Source organism: Agromyces sp. H66, assembly GCF_004959775.1.
Taxonomy (GTDB): Bacteria; Actinomycetota; Actinomycetes; order Actinomycetales; family Microbacteriaceae; genus Agromyces.
The window spans coordinates 137,932-161,766 of sequence record NZ_SJZG01000003.1 but is presented as its reverse complement, the minus strand read 5'-3'; the positions used below and the strand labels follow the sequence as shown (position 1 = coordinate 161,766).

Annotated in this window: 22 protein-coding genes; 11 read left to right on the top strand and 11 right to left on the bottom strand. The window is 72.2% G+C overall.

Translation table 11 applies throughout. From position 1 onward, the window contains the following. Window positions 1-51: 51 nt before the first annotated feature. Window positions 52-804: a hypothetical protein gene (locus tag EZM51_RS06560; RefSeq protein WP_136707450.1), complete on the top strand. Its 753-nt coding sequence runs from the start codon at window positions 52-54 to the stop codon at window positions 802-804. A gap of 29 nt (window positions 805-833) precedes the next feature. On the opposite strand, the gene EZM51_RS06555 is transcribed toward EZM51_RS06560, so the two are convergent. Further along, the gene (locus EZM51_RS06555) at window positions 834-1,268 is read right to left on the bottom strand and encodes an OsmC family protein (protein WP_136707449.1); all 435 of its coding nucleotides are present in this window, start codon (window positions 1,266-1,268) and stop codon (window positions 834-836) included. A 166-nt stretch (window positions 1,269-1,434) separates the two neighbouring features. On the opposite strand from EZM51_RS06555, the gene EZM51_RS06550 reads away from it, so the two are divergent. Genes EZM51_RS06550 through EZM51_RS06530 form a run of 5 tightly spaced genes read left to right on the top strand, consistent with a single transcriptional unit; the run spans window position 1,435 to window position 5,935 of the window. Continuing rightward, window positions 1,435-2,070, top strand: a complete 636-nt coding sequence (locus EZM51_RS06550; RefSeq protein ID WP_248305501.1) for an SRPBCC family protein — start codon at window positions 1,435-1,437, stop codon at window positions 2,068-2,070. A 47-nt stretch (window positions 2,071-2,117) separates the two neighbouring features. Next, window positions 2,118-3,272, top strand: coding sequence for a ThiF family adenylyltransferase (locus tag EZM51_RS06545; protein WP_136707448.1), 1,155 nt, complete (start codon window positions 2,118-2,120; stop codon window positions 3,270-3,272). Next, complete coding sequence (gene glp, locus EZM51_RS06540; protein WP_136707447.1) at window positions 3,272-4,474, top strand: gephyrin-like molybdotransferase Glp; 1,203 nt, start codon at window positions 3,272-3,274, stop codon at window positions 4,472-4,474. Before EZM51_RS06545 ends, glp (EZM51_RS06540) begins: the two co-directional genes overlap by 1 nt. Continuing rightward, window positions 4,471-5,523, top strand: a complete 1,053-nt coding sequence (gene moaCB, locus EZM51_RS06535; protein WP_136707446.1) for a bifunctional molybdenum cofactor biosynthesis protein MoaC/MoaB — start codon at window positions 4,471-4,473, stop codon at window positions 5,521-5,523. Before glp (EZM51_RS06540) ends, moaCB begins: the two co-directional genes overlap by 4 nt. After that, the gene (locus EZM51_RS06530) at window positions 5,516-5,935 is read left to right on the top strand and encodes a molybdenum cofactor biosynthesis protein MoaE (protein WP_136707445.1); all 420 of its coding nucleotides are present in this window, start codon (window positions 5,516-5,518) and stop codon (window positions 5,933-5,935) included. Before moaCB ends, EZM51_RS06530 begins: the two co-directional genes overlap by 8 nt. A 447-nt stretch (window positions 5,936-6,382) precedes the next feature. On the opposite strand, the gene EZM51_RS06525 is transcribed toward EZM51_RS06530, so the two are convergent. The 6 genes from EZM51_RS06525 to EZM51_RS06500 all read right to left on the bottom strand — a co-directional run bounded on the left by EZM51_RS06525 (window position 6,383) and on the right by EZM51_RS06500 (window position 14,753). After that, on the bottom strand, window positions 6,383-6,634 hold the full coding sequence (locus tag EZM51_RS06525) for a MoaD/ThiS family protein (protein WP_136707730.1): 252 nt from the start codon (window positions 6,632-6,634) through the stop codon (window positions 6,383-6,385). A gap of 1 nt (window position 6,635) precedes the next feature. Beyond that, window positions 6,636-7,703: a GTP 3',8-cyclase MoaA gene (moaA, locus tag EZM51_RS06520; RefSeq protein WP_136707444.1), complete on the bottom strand. Its 1,068-nt coding sequence runs from the start codon at window positions 7,701-7,703 to the stop codon at window positions 6,636-6,638. 199 nt (window positions 7,704-7,902) lie between these two features. Next, window positions 7,903-8,667 (bottom strand): respiratory nitrate reductase subunit gamma, encoded by a 765-nt coding sequence (gene narI, locus EZM51_RS06515; RefSeq protein WP_136707443.1) that lies wholly within the window; start codon window positions 8,665-8,667, stop codon window positions 7,903-7,905. Then, complete coding sequence (gene narJ / locus EZM51_RS06510; RefSeq protein ID WP_136707442.1) at window positions 8,664-9,377, bottom strand: nitrate reductase molybdenum cofactor assembly chaperone; 714 nt, start codon at window positions 9,375-9,377, stop codon at window positions 8,664-8,666. Before narJ ends, narI begins: the two co-directional genes overlap by 4 nt. After that, entirely contained in the window at window positions 9,374-11,053 is a 1,680-nt protein-coding gene (gene narH, locus EZM51_RS06505; protein WP_136707441.1) for a nitrate reductase subunit beta, read from the bottom strand. The genes narJ and narH overlap by 4 nt, the downstream gene beginning before the upstream one ends. Before the next feature lie 16 nt (window positions 11,054-11,069). Continuing rightward, a complete protein-coding gene (locus EZM51_RS06500; RefSeq protein ID WP_136707729.1) occupies window positions 11,070-14,753 on the bottom strand; it encodes a nitrate reductase subunit alpha in 3,684 nt (1,227 codons plus the stop codon). 312 nt (window positions 14,754-15,065) lie between these two features. Here EZM51_RS06500 and EZM51_RS06495 point away from each other — a divergent pair, with 312 nt between their 5' ends. Next, complete coding sequence (locus EZM51_RS06495) at window positions 15,066-16,283, top strand: MFS transporter (protein WP_136707440.1); 1,218 nt, start codon at window positions 15,066-15,068, stop codon at window positions 16,281-16,283. Window positions 16,284-16,308: 25 nt separating this feature from the next. On the opposite strand, the gene EZM51_RS21025 is transcribed toward EZM51_RS06495, so the two are convergent. Together EZM51_RS21025 and glp (EZM51_RS06485) are read right to left on the bottom strand one after the other, a co-directional pair. Next, entirely contained in the window at window positions 16,309-17,181 is an 873-nt protein-coding gene (locus EZM51_RS21025) for an NTP transferase domain-containing protein (protein ID WP_136707439.1), read from the bottom strand. Continuing rightward, window positions 17,178-18,434: a gephyrin-like molybdotransferase Glp gene (glp, locus tag EZM51_RS06485; protein ID WP_136707438.1), complete on the bottom strand. Its 1,257-nt coding sequence runs from the start codon at window positions 18,432-18,434 to the stop codon at window positions 17,178-17,180. The genes EZM51_RS21025 and glp (EZM51_RS06485) overlap by 4 nt, the downstream gene beginning before the upstream one ends. A gap of 92 nt (window positions 18,435-18,526) precedes the next feature. Between glp (EZM51_RS06485) and EZM51_RS06480 the strand changes: the two genes are divergently transcribed. The 4 genes from EZM51_RS06480 (at window position 18,527) to EZM51_RS06465 (ending at window position 20,629) form a co-directional block, all read left to right on the top strand. Next, on the top strand, window positions 18,527-19,117 hold the full coding sequence (locus EZM51_RS06480; protein ID WP_136707437.1) for a sulfite oxidase-like oxidoreductase: 591 nt from the start codon (window positions 18,527-18,529) through the stop codon (window positions 19,115-19,117). After that, a complete protein-coding gene (locus EZM51_RS06475; protein WP_248305500.1) occupies window positions 19,114-19,908 on the top strand; it encodes an FAD-binding oxidoreductase in 795 nt (264 codons plus the stop codon). The genes EZM51_RS06480 and EZM51_RS06475 overlap by 4 nt, the downstream gene beginning before the upstream one ends. Further along, window positions 19,905-20,177, top strand: coding sequence for a DUF6510 family protein (locus tag EZM51_RS06470; RefSeq protein WP_136707436.1), 273 nt, complete (start codon window positions 19,905-19,907; stop codon window positions 20,175-20,177). The genes EZM51_RS06475 and EZM51_RS06470 overlap by 4 nt, the downstream gene beginning before the upstream one ends. A 155-nt stretch (window positions 20,178-20,332) precedes the next feature. Next, window positions 20,333-20,629, top strand: coding sequence for a DUF503 domain-containing protein (locus EZM51_RS06465; RefSeq protein ID WP_136707435.1), 297 nt, complete (start codon window positions 20,333-20,335; stop codon window positions 20,627-20,629). 37 nt (window positions 20,630-20,666) lie between these two features. Here the strand turns inward: EZM51_RS06465 and hutI are convergent, their stop codons facing one another. Next, window positions 20,667-21,923 (bottom strand): imidazolonepropionase, encoded by a 1,257-nt coding sequence (hutI, locus tag EZM51_RS06460; RefSeq protein ID WP_136707434.1) that lies wholly within the window; start codon window positions 21,921-21,923, stop codon window positions 20,667-20,669. Between the two features lie 160 nt (window positions 21,924-22,083). After that, window positions 22,084-23,790 (bottom strand): urocanate hydratase, encoded by a 1,707-nt coding sequence (hutU, locus tag EZM51_RS06455; protein WP_136707433.1) that lies wholly within the window; start codon window positions 23,788-23,790, stop codon window positions 22,084-22,086. Window positions 23,791-23,835: the final 45 nt, after the last annotated feature.

Sequence of the window (23,835 nt, the reverse complement as noted above, 5' to 3'; positions counted from 1 at the left end):
GCGGGAGCGTGCCGCGTTGCATGCTGGCATTGAACGCGGAAGGGGGACCGCGTGGACGTGACCGAACGCCGAATCCGAGAGTTGCAGCGTCTCGCGTACGGCGCCGATGCGACCGAGGCGCAACGCGCCCGGGCGATCGACGAGCTCGCCGTGCATGCCGTGCCCGCCGTCGGTGCTGAAGCCGTCGGCGGTGAAGCCGTCGTCGGTGAACGGATCGCCCACGCGCGTGGTGCCGGCAGGGTGTCGACCGATCCGGCGGATGTCGCCCACGATCGGCCGCATGGCGGGCGCGCCTGGGACGACGATGCGCCCCGGCCCGGACGGTTGGGACGGTGGACCATCGCTGCCGCCGGGATCGGCCTCGTCCTGGGTGCAGCCCTCGGCTGGGCCGTCGGTCGGCAGACCCCGGCGGACTTCCTGCCCCTGGGCGACGATCCGTCGTCCGCCGATCTCGGCGTGCCGCTCGAGGACACCGGCCTGATCGAGTTGTTCGACCGATTGCCGCCGGCGGCCGAATCGTCGCAGGTGGCGAGGGTCGACGACACGATCGACCCCGCATCGGTGCGCCGACTCGTCACCCCGAGCGATGCTCCGGACGCGTACCTGGCGCGCACGGTCGGCGGGGAGGACGTGTGCCTCGTGTTGCTGCCGCCCGCCGAGCCGTCACCCCTCGCGTGCTCCGTCGACGGGCGGCTGCCGGCCGACGGGCTGGGTGTCCGTTACGAGTCGGAGGAGTACGGGAACGCGGTGGCCCGCCTGAAGCACTCCGGAGCCGTCGAGCTCAGCCTCGTGGTCGTGTTCTGACAACGCGCCGGAAGCCGGTCGTCAGCGCCTCATCCGCCCGACGGCGCCACGGCGACGACCATGCCGTCGACGTCGCAGACCGCCGCGAGCGTGTTGTAGACGGTGCCGAACTTCCGCAGGTTCTGGTGCACGAGGTCGACGCGGTGCTGCGTCTCCGACGTGGTGACGCGCAACTCGTACCGCAGTTCGACGAACATCGGCGGCGCATCCTGCCGGCGGGCGACGACGTCGACCTCGGCCGACTCGTACGTGAACCCGAGCAGGGCGCCCGCGCGCTCCAGGTTCTTCAGCATGCATGCCGTGAACGCGCTCGCGAGCAGCTCGGCCGGTCCCGGAAGCCCCGACGGCTCATCGCGGCCCCAGCTCGCGTCGAACGGGATCGTGGTGCTCGCCGCGGTGGCGACGGCACTCCCGCCGCTCGTGCTGGCGGCGCTGACGCGGTAGGTCGAGGGCGCTGCGGCCATGTCGGCTCCCTTCGCGCGGCGTCACGGTGGCGAGCGGATGCCGCACGCCCGTGTTTCCCGCAAGGATATCCGGCACGCGGCACGCGACATCCGGTTGTCGAGCTGCGAGCCGGTTGTCGCGCTGCGAGCCGGTTGGGATACTGGGCCGATGGGGTGGATGCGGGGGATGGCGAAGGGCGTCGCGGTCGCTGCGGTGGCCGTCGGGGCGGTCGCCCTCCTTCGTCGGGCATCGCTGCGCTGGGGTGCGAGCGACGGCGAGGTGCGCATGGCGCTCCCGGGCGACGACCTGCTCCCCGAGCCAGACCTCCAGGCCACGCGGGCGATCTCCATCGCCGCGACGCCCGCCGAGGTGTGGCCGTGGATCGCGCAGCTCGGCCAGAATCGCGGCGGCTTCTACAGCTACGACTGGCTCGAGAACCTCGTCGGCGTCGACGTCCGCACCGCCGACCGCGTCGTGCCCGACCTGCAGGTTCGGGCCGTCGGCGACGCCGTCAACCTCGCCCCCGAGGTGGCGTTGGAGGTCGCGGCGATCGAGCCGGAACGGCACCTCGTGCTGCGCGGTGCCGTCGCGGTCGACGGCACGAGCGCCGGTGCGCCGTACGACTTCACCTGGGCATTCGTGCTCCTCCATCGGTTCGACGGGTCCACGCGGCTCGTCGTCCGCGAGCGGTACGCGTACCTCACCGGGTGGGCCGCCGCGCTGGTCGAGCCGGTCGAGATGGTCAGCTTCCTGATGACCGAACGGATGCTGCGGGGCATCCGCGATCGGGCCGAGCGCACCGCGTCGCTGCCGACGGTGTGACGTCCACTCCGGGTCCCGGTGCCGTCGCATCCTGCGAGAATCGAAGGATGGACGACGCGATCGATCCCGGCTCCCCGCGTTACGCGCGCCAGCGCGTGCTGCCGGGCTTCGGGGACGCCGGGCAGCGCCGGCTCGCCGACGCGCACGTCGTGGTGCTCGGCGCCGGCGGGCTCGGCAGTGCGGTCGTGCCCGTGCTCGTCGCGGCGGGCGTCGGCCGCCTCACCATCGTCGACGACGATGTCGTCGACGTCACCAACCTGCACCGGCAACTGCTGCACGGGCACGCCGACGTCGGGCGCACCAAGGTCGATTCGGCGGCGGATGCCGCGGCCGCGCTCTCCCCCGAGACCGCCGTGCACCCCGTGCCGCACCGCTACACGGCCGAGAACGCCGACGCCCTGCTCGCGGACGCCGACCTCGTGATCGACGGGACCGACGACCTGCCGACGCTCTACGTCGCCGACGATGCCGCGGCACGAGCGGGGATCCCGCTCGTCTGGGGTTCGGCGGCGCGGTTCTCGGGGCAGGTCGGCGTCTCGTGGGAGGAACGCGGCGTCTCCTACCGCGACCTCTTCCCCGAGCCGCCCGCAGACGGCGGCCTGAGCTGCGAGATCGACGGCATCCTGCCGACGGTCTGCACGGTCACCGGCGGGATGATGGCGGGCGAGGCGCTGAAGCTCCTCACCGGCATCGGGGAGCCGCTCATCGGACGCGTGCTCGTCTACGACGCGCTGAGCGGTCGCACGCGGGAGGTCAGGTACCGGCGGGCGGGGGATGTCGCGGCCCCACCCCGCGGGTCGCGGAGCGCCGAAGGCGCGTCTCGAGGCCCGCTGGCGGGGGCGGGGCCTCGAGACGGCGCCGGCGCGCCTCCGCGACCCGAAGCGCCTGCCGAGGTCGAGGCGCCCGCGCTCGCCGACGAGCTCGCCTCCGACGCGCCGCCGGTCCTCGTCGACGTGCGTGAGCCCTGGGAGGCCGAGATCGCCGCCATCCCGGGGTCCGTGCTCATCCCGCTCGGCGAGCTCGGCGAGCGGGCGAGCGAGCTCGACCCCGCGGCATCCGTCGTCGTCTACTGCCACCTCGGCGTGCGCTCGCAGCGTGCGGCGCAGCAGCTCGTGAGCGCCGGCTTCGGCGTCGTGCGGAATCTCGCCGGCGGCATCGACGCCTGGTCGCGCACGGTCGATTCCGCCGTGGCGAGGTACTGATGGGCGCCCGTATCCCGGTCGACGAGCACGCCGCGTTCGTGCGGTCGCTGCTGGCCGGACTCGGCGCCCGGCCCACCGAACGAGTCGCGCTCGCCGACGCGCTCGGCCGCATCACGGCGTCGCCGGTGGAGTCGCCCATCGCTCTGCCGCCCTTCCGCAACTCGCAGATGGACGGGTTCGCCGTGCGTTCCGCCGACGTGGCGGATGCCCCGGTGACCCTGCCCGTGGTGGGCGAGGTCGCCGCGGCACCCGGCGTGCCGGCGCCGCTCGACCCGGGAACGGCCGTGCGGATCATGACGGGCGCGCCCGTGCCCGAGGGCGCCGACGCCGTGATCCCCGTCGAGGACACCGAGCCGGTCGGCGGCGACGTCGCCGGTGTGCTGATCCTGCGCCCACGCGCCGCCGGCGAGTACGTGCGCGAAGCCGGATCCGACCTCGACGCGGGCTCCGACGTGCTGCCCGCCGGCGTCCGGCTCGCCTCGCGCCATCTCGCCGCGGCCGCGGCATCCGGGCTCACCGAGCTCCTCGTGCGTGAGCGCGTGCGCGTCGCCGTGGTGAGCACGGGGAGCGAGCTGGTGGCCCCGGGCGCGCCGCTCGGGCCGGGGGAGATCCCCGACGCGAACGGCGTCGCGCTCGCCGCGGCGGTGCGGGCGGTCGGCGCCGTCGTGGTGCACGAGGGGCGCGTGCGCGACGAGGTCGACCGCCTGCGCGCCGAGCTCGACGCCGCCCGCGAGCAGGGCGCCGAGCTGGTGCTCACGAGCGGCGGGGTCTCGAAGGGGGCGTACGAGGTGGTGCGCGAGTTGCTCGAGCCGGCCGGCGGCTGGGTCGGCAGCGTCGCGATGCAGCCCGGCGGCCCGCAGGCGACGGGCGCGTATCGCGGCATGCCCGTGGTCGGCTTCCCGGGCAACCCCGTCAGCGCGCAATTGTCGTTCGAGCTGTTCGTGGCACCGACGCTGCGGGCGATCGCGGGTCTCCCGCCGGCGGCGACAAAGCGACTCGAACTCGCCGAGCCGATCGTGTCGGTCGCGGGCCGCCGGCAGTTCCTCCGCGGCCGCCGCACCGACGACGGTCGGGCGCTGGTGGTGGGCGGACCCGGGTCGCACCTGGTGGCCGCGCTCGCAGCATCCGACCTGCTCATCGTCGTGCCCGAGGACGTCACGGAACTCGGCGCGGGCGCCGTGGTGGATACCGTGGTGTTATGACGTCGCTCACCCATCTCGACGACGACGGCCGCGCCCGCATGGTCGACGTCGGTTCGAAGCCCGTCACGAGGCGGGTCGCGATCGCCGAGGGTCGGCTCGACACGACTCCCGAGGTCGTCGGTCTCGTGCGCAGCGACGGGCTGAAGAAGGCCGACGTCCTGCCGACGGCGCGCATCGCGGGCATCTCGGGGGCGAAGCGCACCAGCGAGCTGATTCCGTTGGCGCACATCGTGCCGCTCGACGCGGTGTCGATCGACTTCGGCTTCGAGGACGCCGCGGTGACGATCCGGGCGACGGTGTCGACCACGGCACGCACGGGCATCGAGATGGAAGCGCTCACCGCCGTCGCGATCGCCGGGCTCACGCTGCACGACATGGTGAAGGCGGTCGACCCGGCCGCCCGCCTGGGCGGCATCCACCTCGTCGAGAAGCGCGGCGGCAAGCGCGGCATCTGGCGAGCGGATGCCACGGCGGAGCCCGCGACCGAGCCGGGCGCCGCAGCGGCCGTGGATGCGACGGATGCCGCGGCAGCCGTGCCGCCGGATGGTCGTACGGCTCTCGTGCTCGTGGCCTCGACCCGCGCGGCCGCGGGTGCGGCCGACGACACCACCGGACCGCTCATCGCCGGATGGCTGCGCGAGCGCGGGTTCGACACCGCGGAACCCGTGGTGGTCGCCGATGCGGACGTCGCCGACGCCCTGCGCCGAGCGGTCGCCGCTGCGCCCTCGGTGCTCATCACGACGGGCGGTACCGGCGTGAATCCCACCGACCTCACGCCCGAGGCGACGCTCGCGGTGCTCGACCAGGAGCTGCCGGGCGTGGCCGAGGCCATCCGTGCCGCCGGACGAGCGGTGACGCCGATGGCGGCGCTCAGCCGGGCGCGTGCCGGGATCGCGGGGCACACGGTCGTCGTGAACCTGCCGGGCTCCCGTGGCGGCGTCGCCGACGGGCTGCGAGTGCTCGACGACCTGCTGCTGCACCTCATCGACCAGCTCGCGGGAGGCGACCATGCGGCCCGCCCCGCATCTTCGGAGGTTCCCGATGTCTGAGCACGACGTCTTCGCCCTCGTCACGACCGAGCCGCTCGACCGGGTGGCGATCGAGGCGTTCGTGACCACGCGCCAAGATGGCGCGGTCGTGTCCTTCGAGGGCGTGATCCGCGATCACGACCACGGTGAGTCCGTGACGTCGCTCGACTACGAGGCGCACCCGGAGGCGCAGCGTTTCCTGCGCGAGACATGCGCCGACGTCGCGCGCGAGACGGGGCTCCGCGTGGGGGCCGCGCACCGGGTGGGCGCGCTCGCCATCGGCGACGTGGCGCTCGTCGCGTGCGTGGCGGCCCCGCATCGTGCCGAGGCGTTCGCCGCGTGCGCCCTGCTCGTGGATCGCATCAAGGAGCGCACGCCGATCTGGAAGCGCCAGTACCTCGAGGGCGGCACCACGGAGTGGGTGAACCTCTGAGCCGGACCGTGCGCTGAGCCCCGGCTTTCGCTCACCGGCTGCGCTCGCTCCTCGCGTCCGCGCGAGACGGTTTCGTTTCGAACGCGCCGCCACTCCGGGACTTCGGCACTTCGGCACTGCGGTACTTCGGCACTGCGGCGCTGCGGCACGTCGGCACTTCGAGACGTCGGCACTTCGGCACTGCGGCACTGCGGCACTGCGGCACTGCGGCACGTCGGCACGTCGGCACGTCGGCACGTCGGCAGGTCGGCACTTCGAGACTGCGGCACGTCGGCAGGTCGGCACTTCGAGACTTCGGCACGTCGGCACTGCGGCACAGCGGCACTTCGGCATCGCGGCACCGGGGTGGCGCGAGAGAAGGTCGCTTCAGATCGAGGAACCGGACGACTGGGCGGCCTCGCGGCGCCGGTTGCGCGTCGCCGCAGGGGTGAGCGGAGGCCGAACGCGTCAGCCGCCCGCGAAGGGCGGCAGCACGTCGACGATCGCGCCGAGCGGCGCCGCCGCGTCGCGTTGCACGACACCGTCGACGAGGAACGAGCCGTTCGCGACGACCCGCGCCATCTCGGCACCATACCGGTCCACCAGCAGGTCGCGGAGTTCTCCGACCGTGCCGCCCACGGCATCGGGCGCGAAGGTCTCCTCCTCGACACCGGCGGCCTCGGCGGCCGCTGCGAAGTAGCGCACGGTCAGGGCTGCCACGTCAGCCACCGATCCCGCCCATCGAGCGCATGGGGCGCACGAAGTCCTCGTGGTCGATGCCGTGACCGGCCTTCTTGCCCCACATCGCGGCACGCCAGCGGTCGGCGATCTCGGCATCGTCGGCGCCGCCGCGCAGCAGCCCGCGCAGGTCGGTCTCGTCGTCGCCGAACAGGCACGAGCGCACCGAGCCTTCGGCGGTGAGGCGGGTGCGGTCGCACGCGCCGCAGAACGAACGCGTCACCGAGGCGATGATGCCGACCGTTGCGGGGCCGCCGTCGACGAGCCACTCCTCGGCGGGCGCTGACGGGTCGTCCCGGCCGATCGGTTCGAGCGAGAACACCTCGCCGAGCACGGCGAGGAGTTCCTCCGCATCGACCATGTTCTCGCGTACCCACGTCTCGTCGGCGTCGAGCGGCATCTGCTCGATGAAGCGGAGACGGCATCCGTGCTCGATCGCCCACGCGAGCAGGGTCGGCGCGTCGTGCAGCGTCTCGCGCATCGCGACGGCGTTGATCTTGAGCGGCCCGAGCCCGGCGCGGTGCGCTGCGGCGATGCCGTCGAGCACGCGGGGCAGCCGGTCGCGGCGGGTGAGCCGGGCGAAGTGCTCGCGGTCCAGGGTGTCGAGCGACACGTTCACGCGGGTGAGTCCCGCGGCCGCGAGCGCGTCGGCCTTGGCGTCGAGCCCGATGCCGTTCGTCGTGAGCGCGAGCGGGGTGCCCGGCGCGGCTGCGGCGCTCAGCGCGATGATGTCGACGAGGTCGGCGCGGGTGAGCGGCTCACCGCCGGTGAACCGAACCTCGCGCACGCCGAGGTCGCGCACCGCGATCCCGACGAGACGGGCGATCTCGGGGGCCGAGAGCAGCTCGTCACGCGGGACGAGGGGCAGCCCCTCGGCGGGCATGCAATAGGTGCACCGGAGCGAGCACGCGGTCGTGATCGAGACCCGCAGGTCGTGGGCGACCCGGCCGAAGCGATCGACGAGGCCGGGCACGTCGGGGCGGCCGTCGACCGGCGGTGCCACGAGGGGCGACCGCCTGACCGTCGGCATCCCGAGTGCGAGCGTCGTCATGCATCCACCCTAAGCGCCGTCTGCCGGAACGCGTCCGCGCGTTTCCACCAGCCGAAGCGCGGCGAAACCCAGCACCCTCGGTCGTGGCCGACGATCGAACGGGCGCAGATGCTGGGTCGTACCGTGCATCCGCGCCCGTTCGATCGGGATCGCGGCGGGCTTCGAGACGCCGCTGCGCCGCTCCGTCGCCCGCGCGGCGTCACCGCCGCGCGCGGCTCCGCTGACGATGCTCGGGCGGCGCCATCGGCTCCCAGCCGCGGCGTGCCGGCTGCGACGCCCGTCCCTCATCGCGCGACCGGTACACGATGTAGGGGCGGAAGAAGTACCCGACCGGAGCCGAGAACACGTGCACGAGCCGCGTGAACGGCCACAGCGCGAACAGCGCGGTCGCCGTGATCACGTGCAGCTGGAACGCGAGCGGCACCGTCGTCATGAGCTCGGGCTGCGGCTGGAACACGATGAGGCTCCGCGTCCACGGGCCCACCGTGCCGCGATACTCGTAGCCCGCCCCGAACACCTGGTACAGCACCGTCGCCGCGGTGCCGAACGCGATCGTGGCGCCGAGGAACACGTACATCGTCTTGTCCATGCGGGTCGTCGCGAGGAACACCGGTCCTGTCATGCGTCGCCGGTAGATGAGGATCGTGAGCCCCACGATCGTGAGCACCGCTGCGGCCGTGCCGAGCACGGTCGCCCCGATGTGGTACATCTCGTGCGAGATGCCGATCGCCTCGAGCCACTCCGCCGGCACGAGCAGGCCGACCAAGTGCCCGACGAGCACGAACAGGATGCCGAGGTGGAACGCGGGCGACCCGATGCGCAACAGCCGGTTCTCGTAGACCTGGCTCGACCGCGTCGTCCAGCCGAACTTGTCGTATCGGTACCGCCAGACGTGCCCGACGATGAAGACCGCCGCGGCGGCGTACGGGAACGCGACCCAGAGCAGGACGTCGAGGGGGGTCATCCGTGCACCTCCTGGGCGGCGCCGCCGACGGGGATGAAGGGCGGCAGCTCCACCGGGCCGCCGAGTCCCACCGACTCCGACGGCGGGCCCTCGTTGATCAGCCGCAGGTACCGCTCCCGGGTGCCCTCGTCGATCTCGGCGAGCGACATCCCCACCGCCTCGATGAGCCTCGCGTAGGGACTGCCGACCGCGAGGAGTGCGGCGCGCAGCACCTCGATGCCCTCCCGGTGGGCGGCGAGCAGCCGATCCGCGATCGGCGATCCGCTGCGGGCGGCGAACTCGAGCACGGCCGGCAGGTAGTCGGGCAGTTCTTCGGCGTCGAACTCCCAGCCCGCGGCCCGGTAGGCCTCGTGGAACGCGACGAGGGCGGCGCCGCGACGGCGCGTGTCGCCGGCGGCGTAGTAGCTCAGGTACATGCAGCACTTGCGCTTGAGGTCGAACGTCGCGACGTAGCGCCGCTCGCGTTCGACGATCTCGAGCGGTTCGATGGCGTCGAGGAACTCGACGACGGCCTCGCGCACCGGCGTCGGAAGCCCGGCCACCTCGGCGCGGAGCATCCGCAGCCGCGAACCGTACGCCGCGTCGGGGTAGTCGAGCAGCAGCGAGACCGCCATCTGCGTCGTCGCCCGCTCGGCGGGCGACATCCGCACCGACCGCACCGGCTCGGGCGCCTGCCGCACGCGGATCTGCGGGGTCCGGATGCCGCTCATGGCCTCGGCTCCGAATCCGACGACGCCGGATTCTCGGCATCCGACGATCTCGGCGGGAAGAGCCCCTCGGGCGGGTCCCCGAGCCCGTCCCAGTTCAGCAGGTTCACCCGACCCGGCGTCGACGGCCGGTCGGCCGTCTGCCGCTTCTGCAGGGCGTGGAACGTCTCCACCGCGACGGGCACCGCAGGTCCGCTCGACGACCCGAACGGCCCCGCACCGCCCATGCCCGGCCCGCCCTCGAAGTCGAGCGAGCACGCGAGCTCCTCGAGCGCCTCGGCCTGCTCGACGTGCGCGGTCGGGATGACGTACCGCTGCTCGTACTTCGCGATCGCGAGCAGCCGGTACATGTCCTCGACCTCGGTTCCCGTCATGCCCACCGACCGGGCGATCGCCTCGTTCGGCTCGTCGCCGAGATTGAGGTCGCGCATGTACGAGCGCATCGCCGCGAGCCTGCGGAGGGTCGCCTGCACCGGCGCCACATCGCCGGCCGTGAACAGCCCGGCCAGGTACTCGACGGGGATGCGGAGCTTGTCGATCGCGGCGAACAGGTTGCGCGCATCCTCGCCGTCGGCACCCGAATCGGCCACCACGTCGACCACGGGGGAGAGCGGCGGGATGTACCAGACCATCGGCATCGTGCGGTACTCGGGATGCAGCGGCAGCGCCACCTTGTACTCCTGGATGAGCTTCCAGATCGGGCTGCGCTGCGCGGCGTCGATCCAGTCCTCGGGGATGCCCTCGGCACGCGCGGCACGGACGACCTCCGGGTCGTACGGGTCGAGGAACACCGAGCGCTGCGACTCCAGCAGCTCGTGCTCGTCCTCGACGGATGCCGCGGCCGCGACCCGGTCGGCGTCGTACAGCACGAGGCCGAGGTACCGCAGGCGCCCCACGCACGTCTCCGAGCAGACGGTGGGCAGGCCCACCTCGATGCGCGGATAGCAGAGCGTGCACTTCTCCGCCTTGCCGGTCTTGTGGTTGAAGTACACCTTCTTGTAGGGACATCCGGTCACGCACATGCGCCAGCCGCGGCACCGGTCCTGGTCGACGAGCACGATGCCGTCCTCGACGCGCTTGTACATCGCGCCCGACGGGCACGACGCCACGCACGACGGATTCAGGCAGTGCTCGCAGATGCGCGGCAGGTAGAACATGAACGTCTGCTCGAACTCCATGGCGACGTGTTCGCTCATGTGCTGCAGGATCGGGTCGTCGACCGCGGTCGCGGTGGACCCGCCGAGGTTGTCGTCCCAGTTGGCCGACCACGAGATGTTCATGTCGTCGCCCGTGATGAGGCTCTTCGGCCTCGCCACCGGGGTGTGGTCGCCGGCGGGGGCGTTGAGCAGCATGTCGTACTCGTACGTCCACGGCTCGTAGTAGTCGCTGATCTCGGGCAGCTTCGGGTTGGAGAAGATCTTCGACAGCTTCGAGAACCGCCCGCCGGCCTTCAGCTTGAGGCGGCCGCGCCTCGTGCGCTCCCAGCCGCCCTGCCACTCCTCCTGATCCTCGTAGCCGCGCGGGTAGCCGATGCCCGGCCGCGTCTCGACGTTGTTGAACCACACGTACTCGACACCGGTGCGGTTGGTCCACGCCTGCTTGCAGGTGACGCTGCAGGTGTGGCATCCGATGCACTTGTCGAGGTTCATCACCATCGACATCTGCGCCATGACCTTCATCAGACTGTGCCCCTCATCAGTACGTGACCTCCTGGCTGCGGCGGCGGATGACGGTGACCTCGTCGCGCTGGTTGCCCGTCGGTCCGAGGTAGTTGAACGCGAACGAGAGCTGCGCGTAGCCGCCGATGAGGTGGCTCGGCTTCAGCAGGATGCGAGTGAGCGAGTTGTGGATGCCGCCGCGCCGGCCGCTCGTCTCGGTACGCGGCACGTCGACCGTGCGATCCTTCGCGTGGTACATGTACACGGTGCCCTCGGGCATGCGGTGCGACACGATCGCGCGGGCGACGACGACGCCGTTGCGGTTGTACGACTCGATCCACTCGTTGTCGCGCACGCCGATCTTCGCGGCGTCCTGCGGACTCATCCAGATGGTCGGCCCGCCGCGCGAGAGCGAGAGCATGAAGAGGTTGTCCTGGTACTCCGAGTGGATCGACCACTTCGAGTGCGGCGTGAGGTAGCGCACGGCCACCTCGGCGTGGCCGGCCGAGTTCGGGGCGCCGCTCGGATCGGTCGATCCGACGGTGGGCGAGTCGCCGAACAGGCGGTGCAGGTCGAGCGGCGGGCGGAAGATCGGCATCTGCTCGCCGAGCTCGGCCATCCAGTCGTGGTCGAGATAGAAGTGCATGCGGCCGGTCAGCGTGTGCCACGGCTTCAGGTGCTCGACGTTGATCGAGAACGCCGTGTAGCGGCGGCCGCCGTGCTCGGATCCCGACCACTCGGGCGAGGTCATGACGCTCACCGGCCGGGACTGCACGTCGGCGAAGGTGATGCGGGATGCCTCGTGGTCGAGCGCCAACTGCGCGATCTGCTGCCCGGTCTGGGCCTCGAGCTGGCGGAAGCCCTGCACCGCGAGCCGCCCGTTCGTCGTGCCCGACAGGGCGAGGATCATCTCGCACGCGCGCACGTCGGTGTCGAGCCGCGTCGCGCCCGCCGTGGGTCCGGAGGTCACGGTGCCGTTGCGCCGCGCGAGGTCGGCGAGCTCGGGCTCGGGGTGGAACGTGATGCCTTTCGTGACCATGCCGAGCTTCGCGGTGAGCGGGCCGAGCGAGCCCAGTCGCGCGGCCGTCGCGGGGTAGTCGCGCTCGACGACCACGAGCTTCGGCATCGTCACCCCGGGCACGAGGGGGGCGCCCGCCACGACCGTGCCGTGGGGGGTGGCCATCGCGTCGGGGGTGTCGTGCAGGAGCGGCGCCGCCACCAGGTCGCGCCGCACGCCGAGGTGCACGGACGCGAGTTGGCCCAGCTTCGCGGCGATCGTGTGGAAGATGTCGAAGTCGGTGCGCGTCTGCCAGGGCGGCGAGATCGCCGGATTGAACGCGTGCACGAACGGGTGCATGTCGGTCGAGGAGAGGTCGTGCTTCTCGTACCAGGTGGCCGCCGGCAGCACGACGTCGGAGAACAGGGTCGTGCTCGTCATCCGGAAGTCGCTCGTCACCAGCAGGTCGAGCTTGCCGGCGGGCGCGTCGTCGTGCCAGCGGATGTCGCGTGGCCGGCGGTCGGGGGCGGCCTCCGAGGCCAGCACCGAGGCATCCGCGCCCAGCAGGTGCTTCAGGAAGTACTCGTTGCCCTTGCCCGACGACCCGAGGATGTTCGCACGCCAGATGTTGATGATGCGCGGGAAGTTCTCGGGCGCATCGGGGTCCTCGGCGGCGAAGTGCAGCGTGCCGTCCTTCAGACGGTCGACCACGTACTGCGCGGGGTCGGCGCCCGCGGCATCCGCCTCGTCGACGAGGTCGAGTGGATTGCGGTCGAAGGTCGGGTAGCTCGGCATCCAGCCCCGCTTCGCGGACTCGACGAGGCAGTCGGCCGTGGTGCGTCCGGCGAAGAGGCCCTTCGCGAGCGGCGAGGCGAGCTGGTCGGCGGGCAGGCCGTCGTACCGCCACTGGTCGGTGGCGAGATACCAGAACGCGGTGCCGATCATCGCGCGGGGCGGGCGCACCCAGTCGGCCGCGCCGCCGTACTGGTTCGACCCGGTGACGGGGCGCACCTTCTCCTGCCCCACGTAGTGCGCCCAGCCGCCGCCGTTCACGCCCTGGCACCCGGTCATCGTCGTGAGGGCGAGGAACGTGCGGTAGATCGTGTCGGAGTGGAACCAGTGGTTGGTGCCGGCGCCCATCAGGATCATCGAGCGCCCGCCCGACCGCTCGGCGTTGTCGGCGAACTCGCGGCCGATGCGCTCGGCCTTCGCGGCCGGCACCGAGGTGATCTCCTCCTGCCACGCGGGCGTGCCGGGCGAGGTCGCGTCGTCGTAGCCGGTCGGCCACTGCCCCGGCAGGCCGTCGCGCCCGACGCCGTACTGCGCGAGCAGCAGGTCGAACACCGTGGTCACCGTGCGATCGCCGACCTGCGCGACCGGCACGCCGCGGCGGATCGTGCCCGCGCCGCCCTCGTGCTCGGCGCCCGGTTCGGGAGCCACGTCGAAGCGCGGCAGGTCGACGGCGACGGATGCCCCCCGCCAGACCTCGCCGTCGGCGATCGACAGCAGCGGGTCGACGTCGCCGAGGTCGAGGTTCCACGCACCCGGCTCGTCGGTGTCGAAGCGGTGGCCGAGCGAGCCGTTCGGCACGAACGGCTCGCTGTCGGCGGTGAGGACCACCGTCTTGAACGCCGCGTTCGCGACCCGTGAGCCGAAGCCGCCGAGCTCCGCCGCGGTCAGGAACTTGCCCGGCACCCACGCGTCGCCGCGCTGTTCGAGCGTGATGAGGTACGGGGCATCCGAGAACCGCTTGAGGTAGTCGGCGAAGCGCGGCGTGCGCCGGTCGACGAGGAACTCCCTGAGGATGACGTGACCCATCGCCATGGCGAGCGCGCCGTCGGTGCCGGGGTGCGGTGCCAGCCACTCGTCGGCGAACTTCGTGTTGTCGGCGTAGTCGGGCGACACGGTCACGACCTTCTGGCCGCGGTACCGGGCCTCGGTCATGAAGTGCGCATCGGGCGTGCGCGTCACCGGCACGTTCGAGCCCCACATCATGAGGTACGACGCGTTCCACCAGTCGGCGGATTCGGGCACGTCGGTCTGGTCGCCGAACACCTGCGGGCTCGCGACCGGCAGGTCGGCGTACCAGTCGTAGAACGACAGCATGGTGCCGCCGATGAGGTTGATGAATCGCGCCCCCACACCGTGCGAGACCATCGACATCGCCGGGATCGGCGAGAAGCCCGCGATGCGGTCGGGCCCGTACTGCTTGATGGTGTGCACGTGCGCGGCCGCGACGATCTCGGCGGCCTCGTCCCACGTGGTGCGCACGAGGCCGCCCTTGCCGCGGGAGCGCTTGTAGCGCCGGGAGGTCTCGGGGTCGGACGTGATCTCGGCCCATGCCAGCACCGGGTCCCCCAGCCGGGACTTCGCCTCGCGGTACGCCGCGGCGAGCGTGTCGCGGATGTAGGGGTAGCGCACGCGGGTGGGGGAGTACGTGTACCAGCTGAAGGCGGCGCCGCGGGGGCATCCGCGTGGTTCGTACTCGGGCGAGTCTGGACCGACCGTCGGGTAGTCGGTCTGCTGCGTCTCCCACGTGATGATGCCGTCCTTGACGTACACCTTCCACGAGCACGAGCCCGTGCAGTTCACGCCGTGGGTCGAGCGCACCACCTTGTCGTGCGACCACCGATCGCGGTAGAACGCGTCGCCCTGGCGTCCGCCCTCGAGGAAGACCGACCGCTGGTCGGCCGAGAACTCGCCCGGGCGGAGGAATCGCCCCATCGAGAGCAGCGCCGAGGCGAGCGGCCCGTCGGTTGCCGGCTCTGTCGAGGTGCTGGGCGCTTGGCTCACGGAGGCCTCCTTGAACAGGCGGCAGTGTCACCGTGATCCTCGGCGATGCTGCCGCAGTCCTGCCCATTATGCCCAGCGGGCGATCACATCGGAACGACCTCGCTGGGATTCATCGATCCCGCGCAGGAACCGCGCACGAACCCCAGGGCGAACCCGCGAGGGTGCTGGCGCCGCATGCAGTGCGCGGATATCGTCGGCACCAGGCAGCGCGGCCGAACGATTCCCGCCGAGCGAGGGGGCACCATGCAGTCAACGTCGACGCAACCGGAACGCACCGCGCTGAACGGGCAGTTCGGCCAGGTCCTCCTGGCGACCTTCGCGTCGACGATCGGCTTCTGGGCGTGGATGGTGATCGCACCGCTCCAGAAGACCTACGCGACCGAGATGGGTCTCGACGAGGGGCAGATCTCGCTCATGCTGGCCATGCCGGTGCTGGTCGGCGCGCTCGGCCGCATCGTCACCGGCGCGCTCACCGACCGGTTCGGCGGGCGCAGGATGTTCACGTTCGTGCTGCTCGGTGCCGTGCCGCCCGTGCTGCTCGTCGCGCTGGCCGGCACCCTGCGGAGCTTCCCGCTCCTCCTGGTGGCCGGTTTCCTCCTCGGCATCGCGGGCACGATCTTCGCGGTCGGCGTGCCGTTCTCGAGCGCCTGGTACGACGCGAAGCGTCGCGGGTTCGCGACGGGCGTGTTCGGCATGGGGATGATCGGCACCGCGGTCTCGGCGTTCTTCACGCCGCGCCTCGCCGAGAGCATCGGATTCCTCCCGACCCACCTGCTCATCGCGGCGGTGATGGTGGCGACCGCGGTCGCGGCGTGGGTCTTCCTGCGGGACTCGCCCGCCTGGGAGCCGAGTCACCAGGCGCTCATCCCGAAGGTCATGGGGGCGCTGCGCCTCCGTGTCACGTGGGAGATGTCGTTCCTCTATGCGATCGTCTTCGGCGGCTTCGTCGCGTTCTCGACCTTCCTGCCGAAGTACCTCACCACGATCTACCCCGACGAGGTCGACGCGATCGGTGCGGGCACTCGCACGGCGATGTTCGCGACGGCGGCGGTGATCGCCCGTCCGATCGGCGGCGTGCTCTCCGACCGGTTCGGGCCGAAGATCGTCTCGCTCGTCTCGCTCGCCGGCATCGTGTCGCTCGCCTACGTGGTCGGCCAGCAGCCGCCCGAGGGCATCCTCACCGGCGCCACCTTCATCGCGATGGCCGGGGCGATGGGGCTCGGCATGGGCGCGGTGTTCGCATGGGTCGGCCCGTCGACCCCGAAGGACAGGGTGGGCGCGGTCACGGGCGTCGTCGCGGCGGCGGGCGGGCTCGGCGGGTACTTCCCGCCCCTCGTGATGGGGGCCACCTACTCCCCCGAGACGAACTCCTACGCGCTCGGGCTGTGGCTGCTCGTGCTCGTCGGGGCGTTCGCGCTCGTCGTCGCCGGGATGCTGCGCGACGCGCGGCCCGGTTCCTGATCGAGCGGTCGACGACCTTCCGTGGTCAGGCCGTCTCGTCGGGCGACCAGCCCTCGGCGAGCGCGGTCGCCCGCGCCGACAGCTCCGCGAGCGAGCCCTTGCCGGCGCCGACCGCGAGCCCGACGACGAACGTGCTCAGCGGAGCGGCCGGCCGGGCCACCCCGTGGGCGACGTCGCGCGCGAGATCGAGCACGACGCCGACCGGAACGGAGGCGGGGTCGATCCCGAGCTCGGTCGCGAGGGCGGCGAGCCACCGGTCGAGCGTCTCGGGGGACTGGGACTGCGGGGTCTCGGGCATGTCGTGCTCCTCCTGTCGGGTGGCGCGGGAGAGGTCGTCCCACGTGTCGATGTCGTGCGTCGTGCCCTCGTCGGCCGCGGTGACGAGGTCGACGGATGCCGCGAGCCGGCGCATCGATGCGCCGTCGACGTCGCCCGCCAGCGCGCCGAACGCCCGATCCAGGGCCGACCGCGAGTAGATCGCGGCGAGCCACTGCTCACGGCCGGATTCGTCGACGAGGCAGACGCCGTCGGAGCCGGGGTTCGCGGTGCGGGTGGCGATGAGGCGCTGTGCTGCTGGGCCCGCGTCGGGCATGTCGCAGGCGAGCACGAGCACGTCGGCCCCCTGCGGGTCGAGGGCGGCGAGGCCGGCTGCGAGGCCGGCGACCGGGCCGCCGAACGGCGGGTCCTCGCGCACGACGAGGCAGCCGGGAGCGTCGAGCGTGGGCGGACCCACGACGACGATGTCGCGGCATCCGGCCGACCTGGCGGCGTCGATCGCAGTGGCGAGCAGGCGCCGACCGCCGACGACGAGGTCGGGTTTCGATGCGCCGCCGAGTCGCCCGGCGCGACCGCCGGCGAGGATGATCGCGTCGACGGCGCCCCGCCCGGACACGCTCATCGCGTCACCGCCACCTCGACGAGGTCGCCCGCGCCGACGTGTTCGACCTCTTCGGGGATGATCGCGAACCCGTCTGCCAGGGCGAGCCCGCCGACGAGGTGCGAGCCCGATCCGCCGCCGGTCGCCGGGCGCACGTTCGGCGTGCCGTCGTCGTCGGTGCCGAGGGCGATGGGCATGTACTGGCGACGACCCGACGGCGACCGCCACCCGACCGAGGCGGCGACGCGCCACGTCGGGCGCCGGACGTCGGCCCGACCCGCGAGACGCAGGAGCGCCGGCCGCACGAACGCCTCGAACGACACCGCGACGCTCACGGGGTTGCCGGGCAGGCCGAAGACCGGGATGCCGCCCGGCAGCGTGCCGAACGCCTGCGGCTTGCCGGGCTGCATCGCCACGCGCACGAAGTCCACCGTGCCGAGCTCGCCGAGCACCTGCCGCACGACATCGTACGCTCCGACGCTGACGCCGCCCGAGAACACCACCGCGTCGCACGCCGTGCGGGTCTCGAGCCACGCGCGCAGTTCGTGCGGGTCATCGGGGAGGCGCCGCACCTCGCTCACCGCGCACCCCGTCTCGGCCACGAGGGTTGACAGCAGCAGTGAGTTCGAGTCGTGGATCTGCCCGTGGGCGAGCGGCGCGCCCGGCTCGACGAGTTCGCTGCCCGTCGCGACGACCGCGACCCTCGGTACGGCGACGACGGGAAGCTCCGCGAGGCCGGCCGCGGCGGCGGCGGCGACGCGGCGTGCGCCGAGCTCCATGCCGGCCGTGAGCACGCGGTCGCCGGCGCGGAGATCCTCCCCGCGGCGGCGGATGTGGTGCCCGGGTCGGGGAGCGGCGTGGATCGAGACCCGTGCGGTGCCGGCATCCGTGCGCTCGACCGGCACGACGGCGTCGGCGCCGGCCGGGACCGGCGCGCCGGTCATGATGCGGGCGGCCTGGCCCGGGCCGATGGTCACGTCCTCGCCGCTGCCGGCGGGCAGGTCGGCGACCACGTCGAGCACGACCGGAGCGTCGTCCGCGGCGGCCGCGACATCCACCCGTCGCACGGCGTAACCGTCCATGGCGGAATTGTCGAACGAGGGCAGGTCCACGAGTGCGTCGACGGATGTCGCGAGCGTGCGGCCCGCGGCATCCGCGAGTCGTATCGGCTCGACCGTGCGCAGCGGCGCGACGCTCGCGAGGATCCGCTCGAGGTGCGCCGGCACCGGAACGAGGGGCGCCACGCCGTCGGGCGCCGACTGGAACGTCGACATGCCCTCCACGCTAGTCGCCGACCGGTGACACGAGACGCCGAGGTCACTAGTGTGAAGCGCACGAAGCGCAGCCCGAGCGGGAGGGAGCCGCGATGTCATTCATCACGAGAGGGTTCAGCGGGCGCAGTCGGGAACGCGACGATCGCCTGCCTCCGGGCCAGACGCTCGTGCACGACTTCCCGGTACTGTCGGCCGGCCCCACGCCCGACGTCGACACCGCCGACTGGGAGTTCACGATCCGCACCGAGTCGGGCGAGCACCGCTGGAGCTGGGACGAGTTCATGGCGCTCGACATCGAGGACGTGTCGACCGACATCCATTGCGTGACGCACTGGTCGAAGCTCGGCACGAGCTGGCGAGGCGTGTCCCTCGACACGCTCTTCGCCGATGTCGAGACCGAGCAGGAGTACGTCATGGCGCACAGCTATGGGGGTTACACCACGAACATCCCCCTCGACGAGCTCCTCGACGGCAAGGCGTGGATCGCGTTCGAGTTCGACGGCGAGCCGCTGGATCCCGAGCACGGCGGGCCCGCGCGGCTGCTCGTGCCGGCCCTCTACTTCTGGAAGAGCGCGAAGTGGGTGCGCGGACTCGAGATGATGGACCAGGACGAACCCGGCTTCTGGGAGCAGAACGGCTACCACCTCCACGGCGATCCGTGGAAGGAGGAGCGGTACTGGTGAGCGACGCCGCGCTCTCTGTCGGGCCCACGGCGGCCGGCGGGGTGCGGGCCGCGCCTCGGGCCGGCTGGCACGTCGCCACCGTGGCCGCGACGCGTCGCGAGACACCGAACGCGACACGCCTCGAGCTCGAGGTCGAGGGGTGGCCCGGCAACGCCCCCGGCCAGCACCTCGACGTGCGGCTCACCGCCCCCGACGGGTACACGGCCACCAGGTCGTACTCGATCGCCTCGTCGGGGCCGTCGCGGCGGGTGGTGCTCGCGATCGACAAGCTTCCCGACGGCGAGGTGTCGCCGTTCCTCGTCGACGAGGTGCGGGCGGGCGACCTGCTCGAGGTGCACGGACCGCTCGGCGCGTACTTCGTGTGGCGGCCCGCGGCGTCCGGCGCCGATCCTCGCCCCGTGCAGCTCATCGCGGGCGGCTCGGGCGTCGTGCCGCTCTACGCGATCGCGCAGGCGCACGCCGATGCCGACGACCCGTCGGCGTTCCGGCTGCTGTATTCGGTGCGCACCCCCGCCGACGTCTACTTCGCCGACGAGCTGCACGGGCTCGTCGCGGCATCCGCCCCGTTCCGTCTCGATCTCGTGTACACGCGGAGCACGCCCGACGGCTGGCCGCTGCAGGCGGGGCGCATCACGCGCGAGGCGCTGGAGGTCGCGGTGATCCCGGCCGCCGAGCGCCCGCTCGTCTACGTCTGCGGATCCACCGGGTTCGTCGAACGCGTCGCCGACTGGTTGGTCGAGCTCGGCCACGACGCGCGTTCGATCCGCACCGAGCGTTACGGAGGCACATGATGCAGCACCTCGACGGCAACTCGCTCGCCGGTCCGCTCGCCGAGTTCTTCGCGTTCGACGTCACGACGGCCAGGGCACGCTGCAACGGATGCGGCGAGGTCGCCGAACTCGCGCGTGCGATGGTCTACCGGAGCGATGCGGGCGCGGTCGTTCGGTGCGGTTCATGCGGTCAGGTGCTCGCGACGCTCGTCGAATCGGAGGATCGGGCGTGGATCGGGTTCAGCGGCGTGAGCACGATCGAGGTACGGCGAGCGCCGGCCTCCTCCTGAGCGGCGTCAGCCTTCTGGGCCGCTTCGCGCACGATTCTGCGGATATACGATCCGCCACCCCGGGCATTCGGAGCGCGTCTCGGCGCGCCGGATCGGATATCCGCAGAGGGGAGCGCTCCGAGGCGCGGCGGGCGCGGATCTGCGAGGCTTGGCGCATGTGGATCGGCTGGATCGAGTTCGACCTGCTGCTCGGCGACGTGCACTCGTTGAAGGGCAAGCGCGCGGTGCTGCGCCCGATCCTCGCCGAGCTGCGTCGGGCGACCGAGGCGAGCGTCGCCGAGGTCGGCGACCAGGACCTGCATCGGCGCGCGGCGGTCGGCGTCGGCGTGGTCGCGTCGGGCGCCGACCGGGTGACCGAGGTGCTCGACCGTGCCGAGCGGCTCATGGCGGCGCGGCCCGACGTCACGCTGCTTTCGGCCCGGCGGCGGATGCGGCGCGGCGACGACGACTGACGGGCCGAGCAGGGCCGGCGCGACGGATGCCGCGAGCTCACCGCCCGGAGATGATGGCCCCGTCCTTCCAGACGCGCGCGACGAGCGGCACGCCCGGCCTGTAGACCAGGTGCACGTGGCTCGGCGCGTCGAGGAGCACGAGGTCGGCACGCGCGCCCGGGCGGATCGCCCCGACATCCGTGCGCCGCAGCGCCGCAGCGCCACCCGCTGTCGACGCCCAGACAGCCTCGGCCGGCGTCATCCCCATGTCGCGCACGGCGACGGCGATGCAGAAGGGCATCGAACTCGTGAAGCTCGATCCCGGGTTGCAGTCGCTCGCGAGCGCGACCGTCACTCCCGCGTCGATGAGGCGGCGCGCATCGGGGTACGGCTGGCGAGTCGAGAACTCGACGCCCGGCAGCAGCGTGGCCACGGTGTCGGATGCCGCGAGCGCCGCGACATCCGCGTCGCCGAGGAAGGTGCAGTGGTCGACGGATGCCGCGCCGAGCTCGACCGCGAGGCGAACTCCGTCACCCTCACCGAGTTGATTGCCGTGCACCCGGATCCCGAGGCCGGCCGCCGCCCCCGCCTCGAGCACGCGCCGCGACTGCTCGGCCGTGAACGCGCCGCGCTCGCAGAATGCGTCGATCCAGCGCGCGTGCGGTGCACAGGCCGCCAGCATGTCGCCGACGACCAGGTCGACGTAGTCGTCGGATGCGTCGGCGAACTCGGTGGGAACCACATGCGCGCCGAGGAATGTGACCTCGTCGGTGACTTCGCGGGCGAGGCGTACGAGCCGCGCCTCGTCGGCGACGGACAGGCCGTAGCCGCTCTTCACCTCGAACGTGGTGGTGCCCTGTGAGTGCAGCTCGGCCACGAATCCGGCCAGTCGCGTGCGCAGCTCGTCGTCGGTGGCGGCCCTCGTCGCCGCGACGGTCGAGCGGATGCCGCCCGCCTCGTACCGCCGTCCCGCCATGCGGGCGGCGAACTCCTCGGCGCGGTCGCCGCCGAACACGAGGTGCGTGTGGCTGTCGACGAATCCCGGGATGACGGCGCGGCCGCCCGCGTCGACGACGTCGACGACGTCGTTCCAGTGCGCTCGATACTCGTCTGCCTCCTGGCGATCCCGCCGCTCGCCGGGCCGGGCGAGGCGTTCGGTCGCGTGCGTCGAAGGCCCGACCCAGGCGATGCGCCCATCCTCGATGAGCACGGCGGCGTCGCGAACGAGGCCGAGCGGGCCACCCTCGCGGTCGGGCGCCGGTTCGTTCGTGACGAGTTCCCCGATGTTCGTGATGAGCATGCTCACGCGGCCCATCCTGTCATCGAGTGTGCAGGTCGCGCCGCCTGAAGGGCTTCGAGTGCACTCTGGGCGTGAGGCTGGGGCCGCGGCTGGGAGGGGCGGCCGTCGAGGGTGCAGTTGCCGCCCGTCGGCGGGCGGCAACTGCATACTGGGCGGCGGCGGCTCGCGGCATCCGTCACCCTTCCATCATCGGAACGCGCAGGCCGCGATCGCGCGCGACCTCGATGGCGCGCTCGTAGCCCGCGTCGACGTGTCGCATGACGCCCGAGCCCGGGTCGTTCACGAGCACCCGCGCGATCTTCTCCGCCGCGAGATCGGTGCCGTCGGCGACGACGACCTGGCCCGCGTGGATCGAGCGGCCGATGCCGACGCCGCCGCCGTGGTGGATGGAAACCCACGTCGAGCCCGAGGCGGTGTTGAGCAGCGCGTTGAGCAGCGGCCAGTCGGCGATGGCGTCGGAGCCGTCGGCCATCGCCTCGGTCTCGCGGTACGGCGAGGCGACCGAGCCCGAGTCGAGGTGGTCGCGACCGATCACGACCGGCGCGCTGAGCTCGCCCGACGCGACCATCTCGTTGAACCTGAGCCCCGCGAGGTGCCGCTCCTGGTACCCGAGCCAGCAGATGCGTGCGGGCAGCCCCTCGAAGTGCACCTTCTCGCCGGCCTGCGTGATCCAGCGCCGCAAGTGCTCGTTGTCGGGGAACAGCTCGAGGATCGCGCGGTCGGTCGCGGCGATGTCGGCGGGATCGCCCGAGAGCGCGGCCCACCGGAACGGCCCCTTGCCCTCGGCGAAGAGCGGTCGGATGTACGCCGGCACGAAGCCGGGGAAGGCGAACGCGCGATCGTGCGCGAGTCCGCCGAGCTCGGCCTCGCGCCGGATCGAGTTGCCGTAGTCGAACACCTCGGCGCCCGCCTCCATGAAGCCCACCATGGCTTCGACGTGCTTGGCCATGCTCGCCCGGGCCCGTGTGGTGAACACCTCGGGGTCGGATGCCGCGAGCCCGTGCCACTCGTCGACGGTAACCCCCTCGGGGAGGTACGAGAGCGGATCGTGCGCGCTCGTCTGGTCGGTGACGATGTCGATGGCGACGCCTCGCGAGAGGAGCTCGGGGAACACCGTGGCCGCATTGCCGACGAGCCCGACGCTGAGCGGAGTGCGCGATGCCTTCGCGGCGAGCACGCGCGCGACCGCGTCGTCGAGGTCGTCGGCCAGCTCGTCGAGGTACCCGTGGTCGACGCGGCGGCGCAGGCGCGTCTCGTCGACGTCGACGATGAGCACGACCCCCTCGTTCATGGTGACCGCGAGCGGCTGCGCGCCGCCCATGCCACCGCATCCGGCGGTGAGGGTCAGTGTGCCGGCGAGGGACCCGCCACTGTGCTCATACGGCTCGCCCTCGCGGGCGGCGAGGGAGCGGGCGACCGCACCGAACGTCTCGTACGTGCCCTGCAGGATGCCCTGGGTGCCGATGTAGATCCACGAGCCCGCGGTCATCTGTCCGTACATGGTGAGCCCGAGTGCTTCGAGGCGTCGGAACTCGGGCCACGTCGCCCAGTCGCCCACGAGGTTCGAGTTCGCGATGAGCACGCGCGGCGCCCACTCGTGCGTGCGGAACACCCCGACGGGCTTGCCCGACTGCACCAGCAGCGTCTCGTCGGGCTCGAGGCCCTCGAGGGTGCGCACGATCGCGTCGAACGCCTCCCAGTTGCGGGCGGCCTTGCCCGTGCCGCCGTAGACGATGAGATCCTCGGGGCGTTCGGCGACCTCGGGGTCGAGGTTGTTCATGAGCATGCGCAGCGGTGCCTCGGTCTGCCAGCTCTTCGCGCTCAGCTGCGAGCCGCGGGCGGCACGCACCGTGCGCGCGGGGGCGATGGATGCGTCGGTCATGCCTCGATCACACCGCACCCGGCATCGGGCGACAACGGATGTCGC

Excerpts from the sequence above, each read along its gene's own strand:
- EZM51_RS06495 (WP_136707440.1), top strand. The coding sequence starts at position 15,066 with ATGCAGTCAACGTCGACGCAACCGGAACGCACCGCGCTGAACGGGCAG.
- EZM51_RS06470 (WP_136707436.1), top strand. The coding sequence starts at position 19,905 with ATGATGCAGCACCTCGACGGCAACTCGCTCGCCGGTCCGCTCGCCGAG.
- hutU (WP_136707433.1), bottom strand. The coding sequence starts at position 23,790 with ATGACCGACGCATCCATCGCCCCCGCGCGCACGGTGCGTGCCGCCCGC.
- EZM51_RS06545 (WP_136707448.1), top strand. The coding sequence starts at position 2,118 with ATGGACGACGCGATCGATCCCGGCTCCCCGCGTTACGCGCGCCAGCGC.
- EZM51_RS06530 (WP_136707445.1), top strand. The coding sequence starts at position 5,516 with ATGTCTGAGCACGACGTCTTCGCCCTCGTCACGACCGAGCCGCTCGAC.
- EZM51_RS06550 (WP_248305501.1), top strand. The coding sequence starts at position 1,435 with ATGGCGAAGGGCGTCGCGGTCGCTGCGGTGGCCGTCGGGGCGGTCGCC.
- EZM51_RS06480 (WP_136707437.1), top strand. The coding sequence starts at position 18,527 with ATGTCATTCATCACGAGAGGGTTCAGCGGGCGCAGTCGGGAACGCGAC.
- moaCB (WP_136707446.1), top strand. The coding sequence starts at position 4,471 with ATGACGTCGCTCACCCATCTCGACGACGACGGCCGCGCCCGCATGGTC.
- EZM51_RS21025 (WP_136707439.1), bottom strand. The coding sequence starts at position 17,181 with ATGAGCGTGTCCGGGCGGGGCGCCGTCGACGCGATCATCCTCGCCGGC.
- glp (WP_136707438.1), bottom strand. The coding sequence starts at position 18,434 with ATGTCGACGTTCCAGTCGGCGCCCGACGGCGTGGCGCCCCTCGTTCCG.
- moaA (WP_136707444.1), bottom strand. The coding sequence starts at position 7,703 with ATGACGACGCTCGCACTCGGGATGCCGACGGTCAGGCGGTCGCCCCTC.
- glp (WP_136707447.1), top strand. The coding sequence starts at position 3,272 with ATGGGCGCCCGTATCCCGGTCGACGAGCACGCCGCGTTCGTGCGGTCG.
- narH (WP_136707441.1), bottom strand. The coding sequence starts at position 11,053 with ATGAAGGTCATGGCGCAGATGTCGATGGTGATGAACCTCGACAAGTGC.
- EZM51_RS06555 (WP_136707449.1), bottom strand. The coding sequence starts at position 1,268 with ATGGCCGCAGCGCCCTCGACCTACCGCGTCAGCGCCGCCAGCACGAGC.
- EZM51_RS06500 (WP_136707729.1), bottom strand. The coding sequence starts at position 14,753 with ATGGGGCGATTCCTCCGCCCGGGCGAGTTCTCGGCCGACCAGCGGTCG.
- hutI (WP_136707434.1), bottom strand. The coding sequence starts at position 21,923 with ATGGGCCGCGTGAGCATGCTCATCACGAACATCGGGGAACTCGTCACG.
- EZM51_RS06465 (WP_136707435.1), top strand. The coding sequence starts at position 20,333 with ATGTGGATCGGCTGGATCGAGTTCGACCTGCTGCTCGGCGACGTGCAC.
- narJ (WP_136707442.1), bottom strand. The coding sequence starts at position 9,377 with ATGAGCGGCATCCGGACCCCGCAGATCCGCGTGCGGCAGGCGCCCGAG.
- narI (WP_136707443.1), bottom strand. The coding sequence starts at position 8,667 with ATGACCCCCCTCGACGTCCTGCTCTGGGTCGCGTTCCCGTACGCCGCC.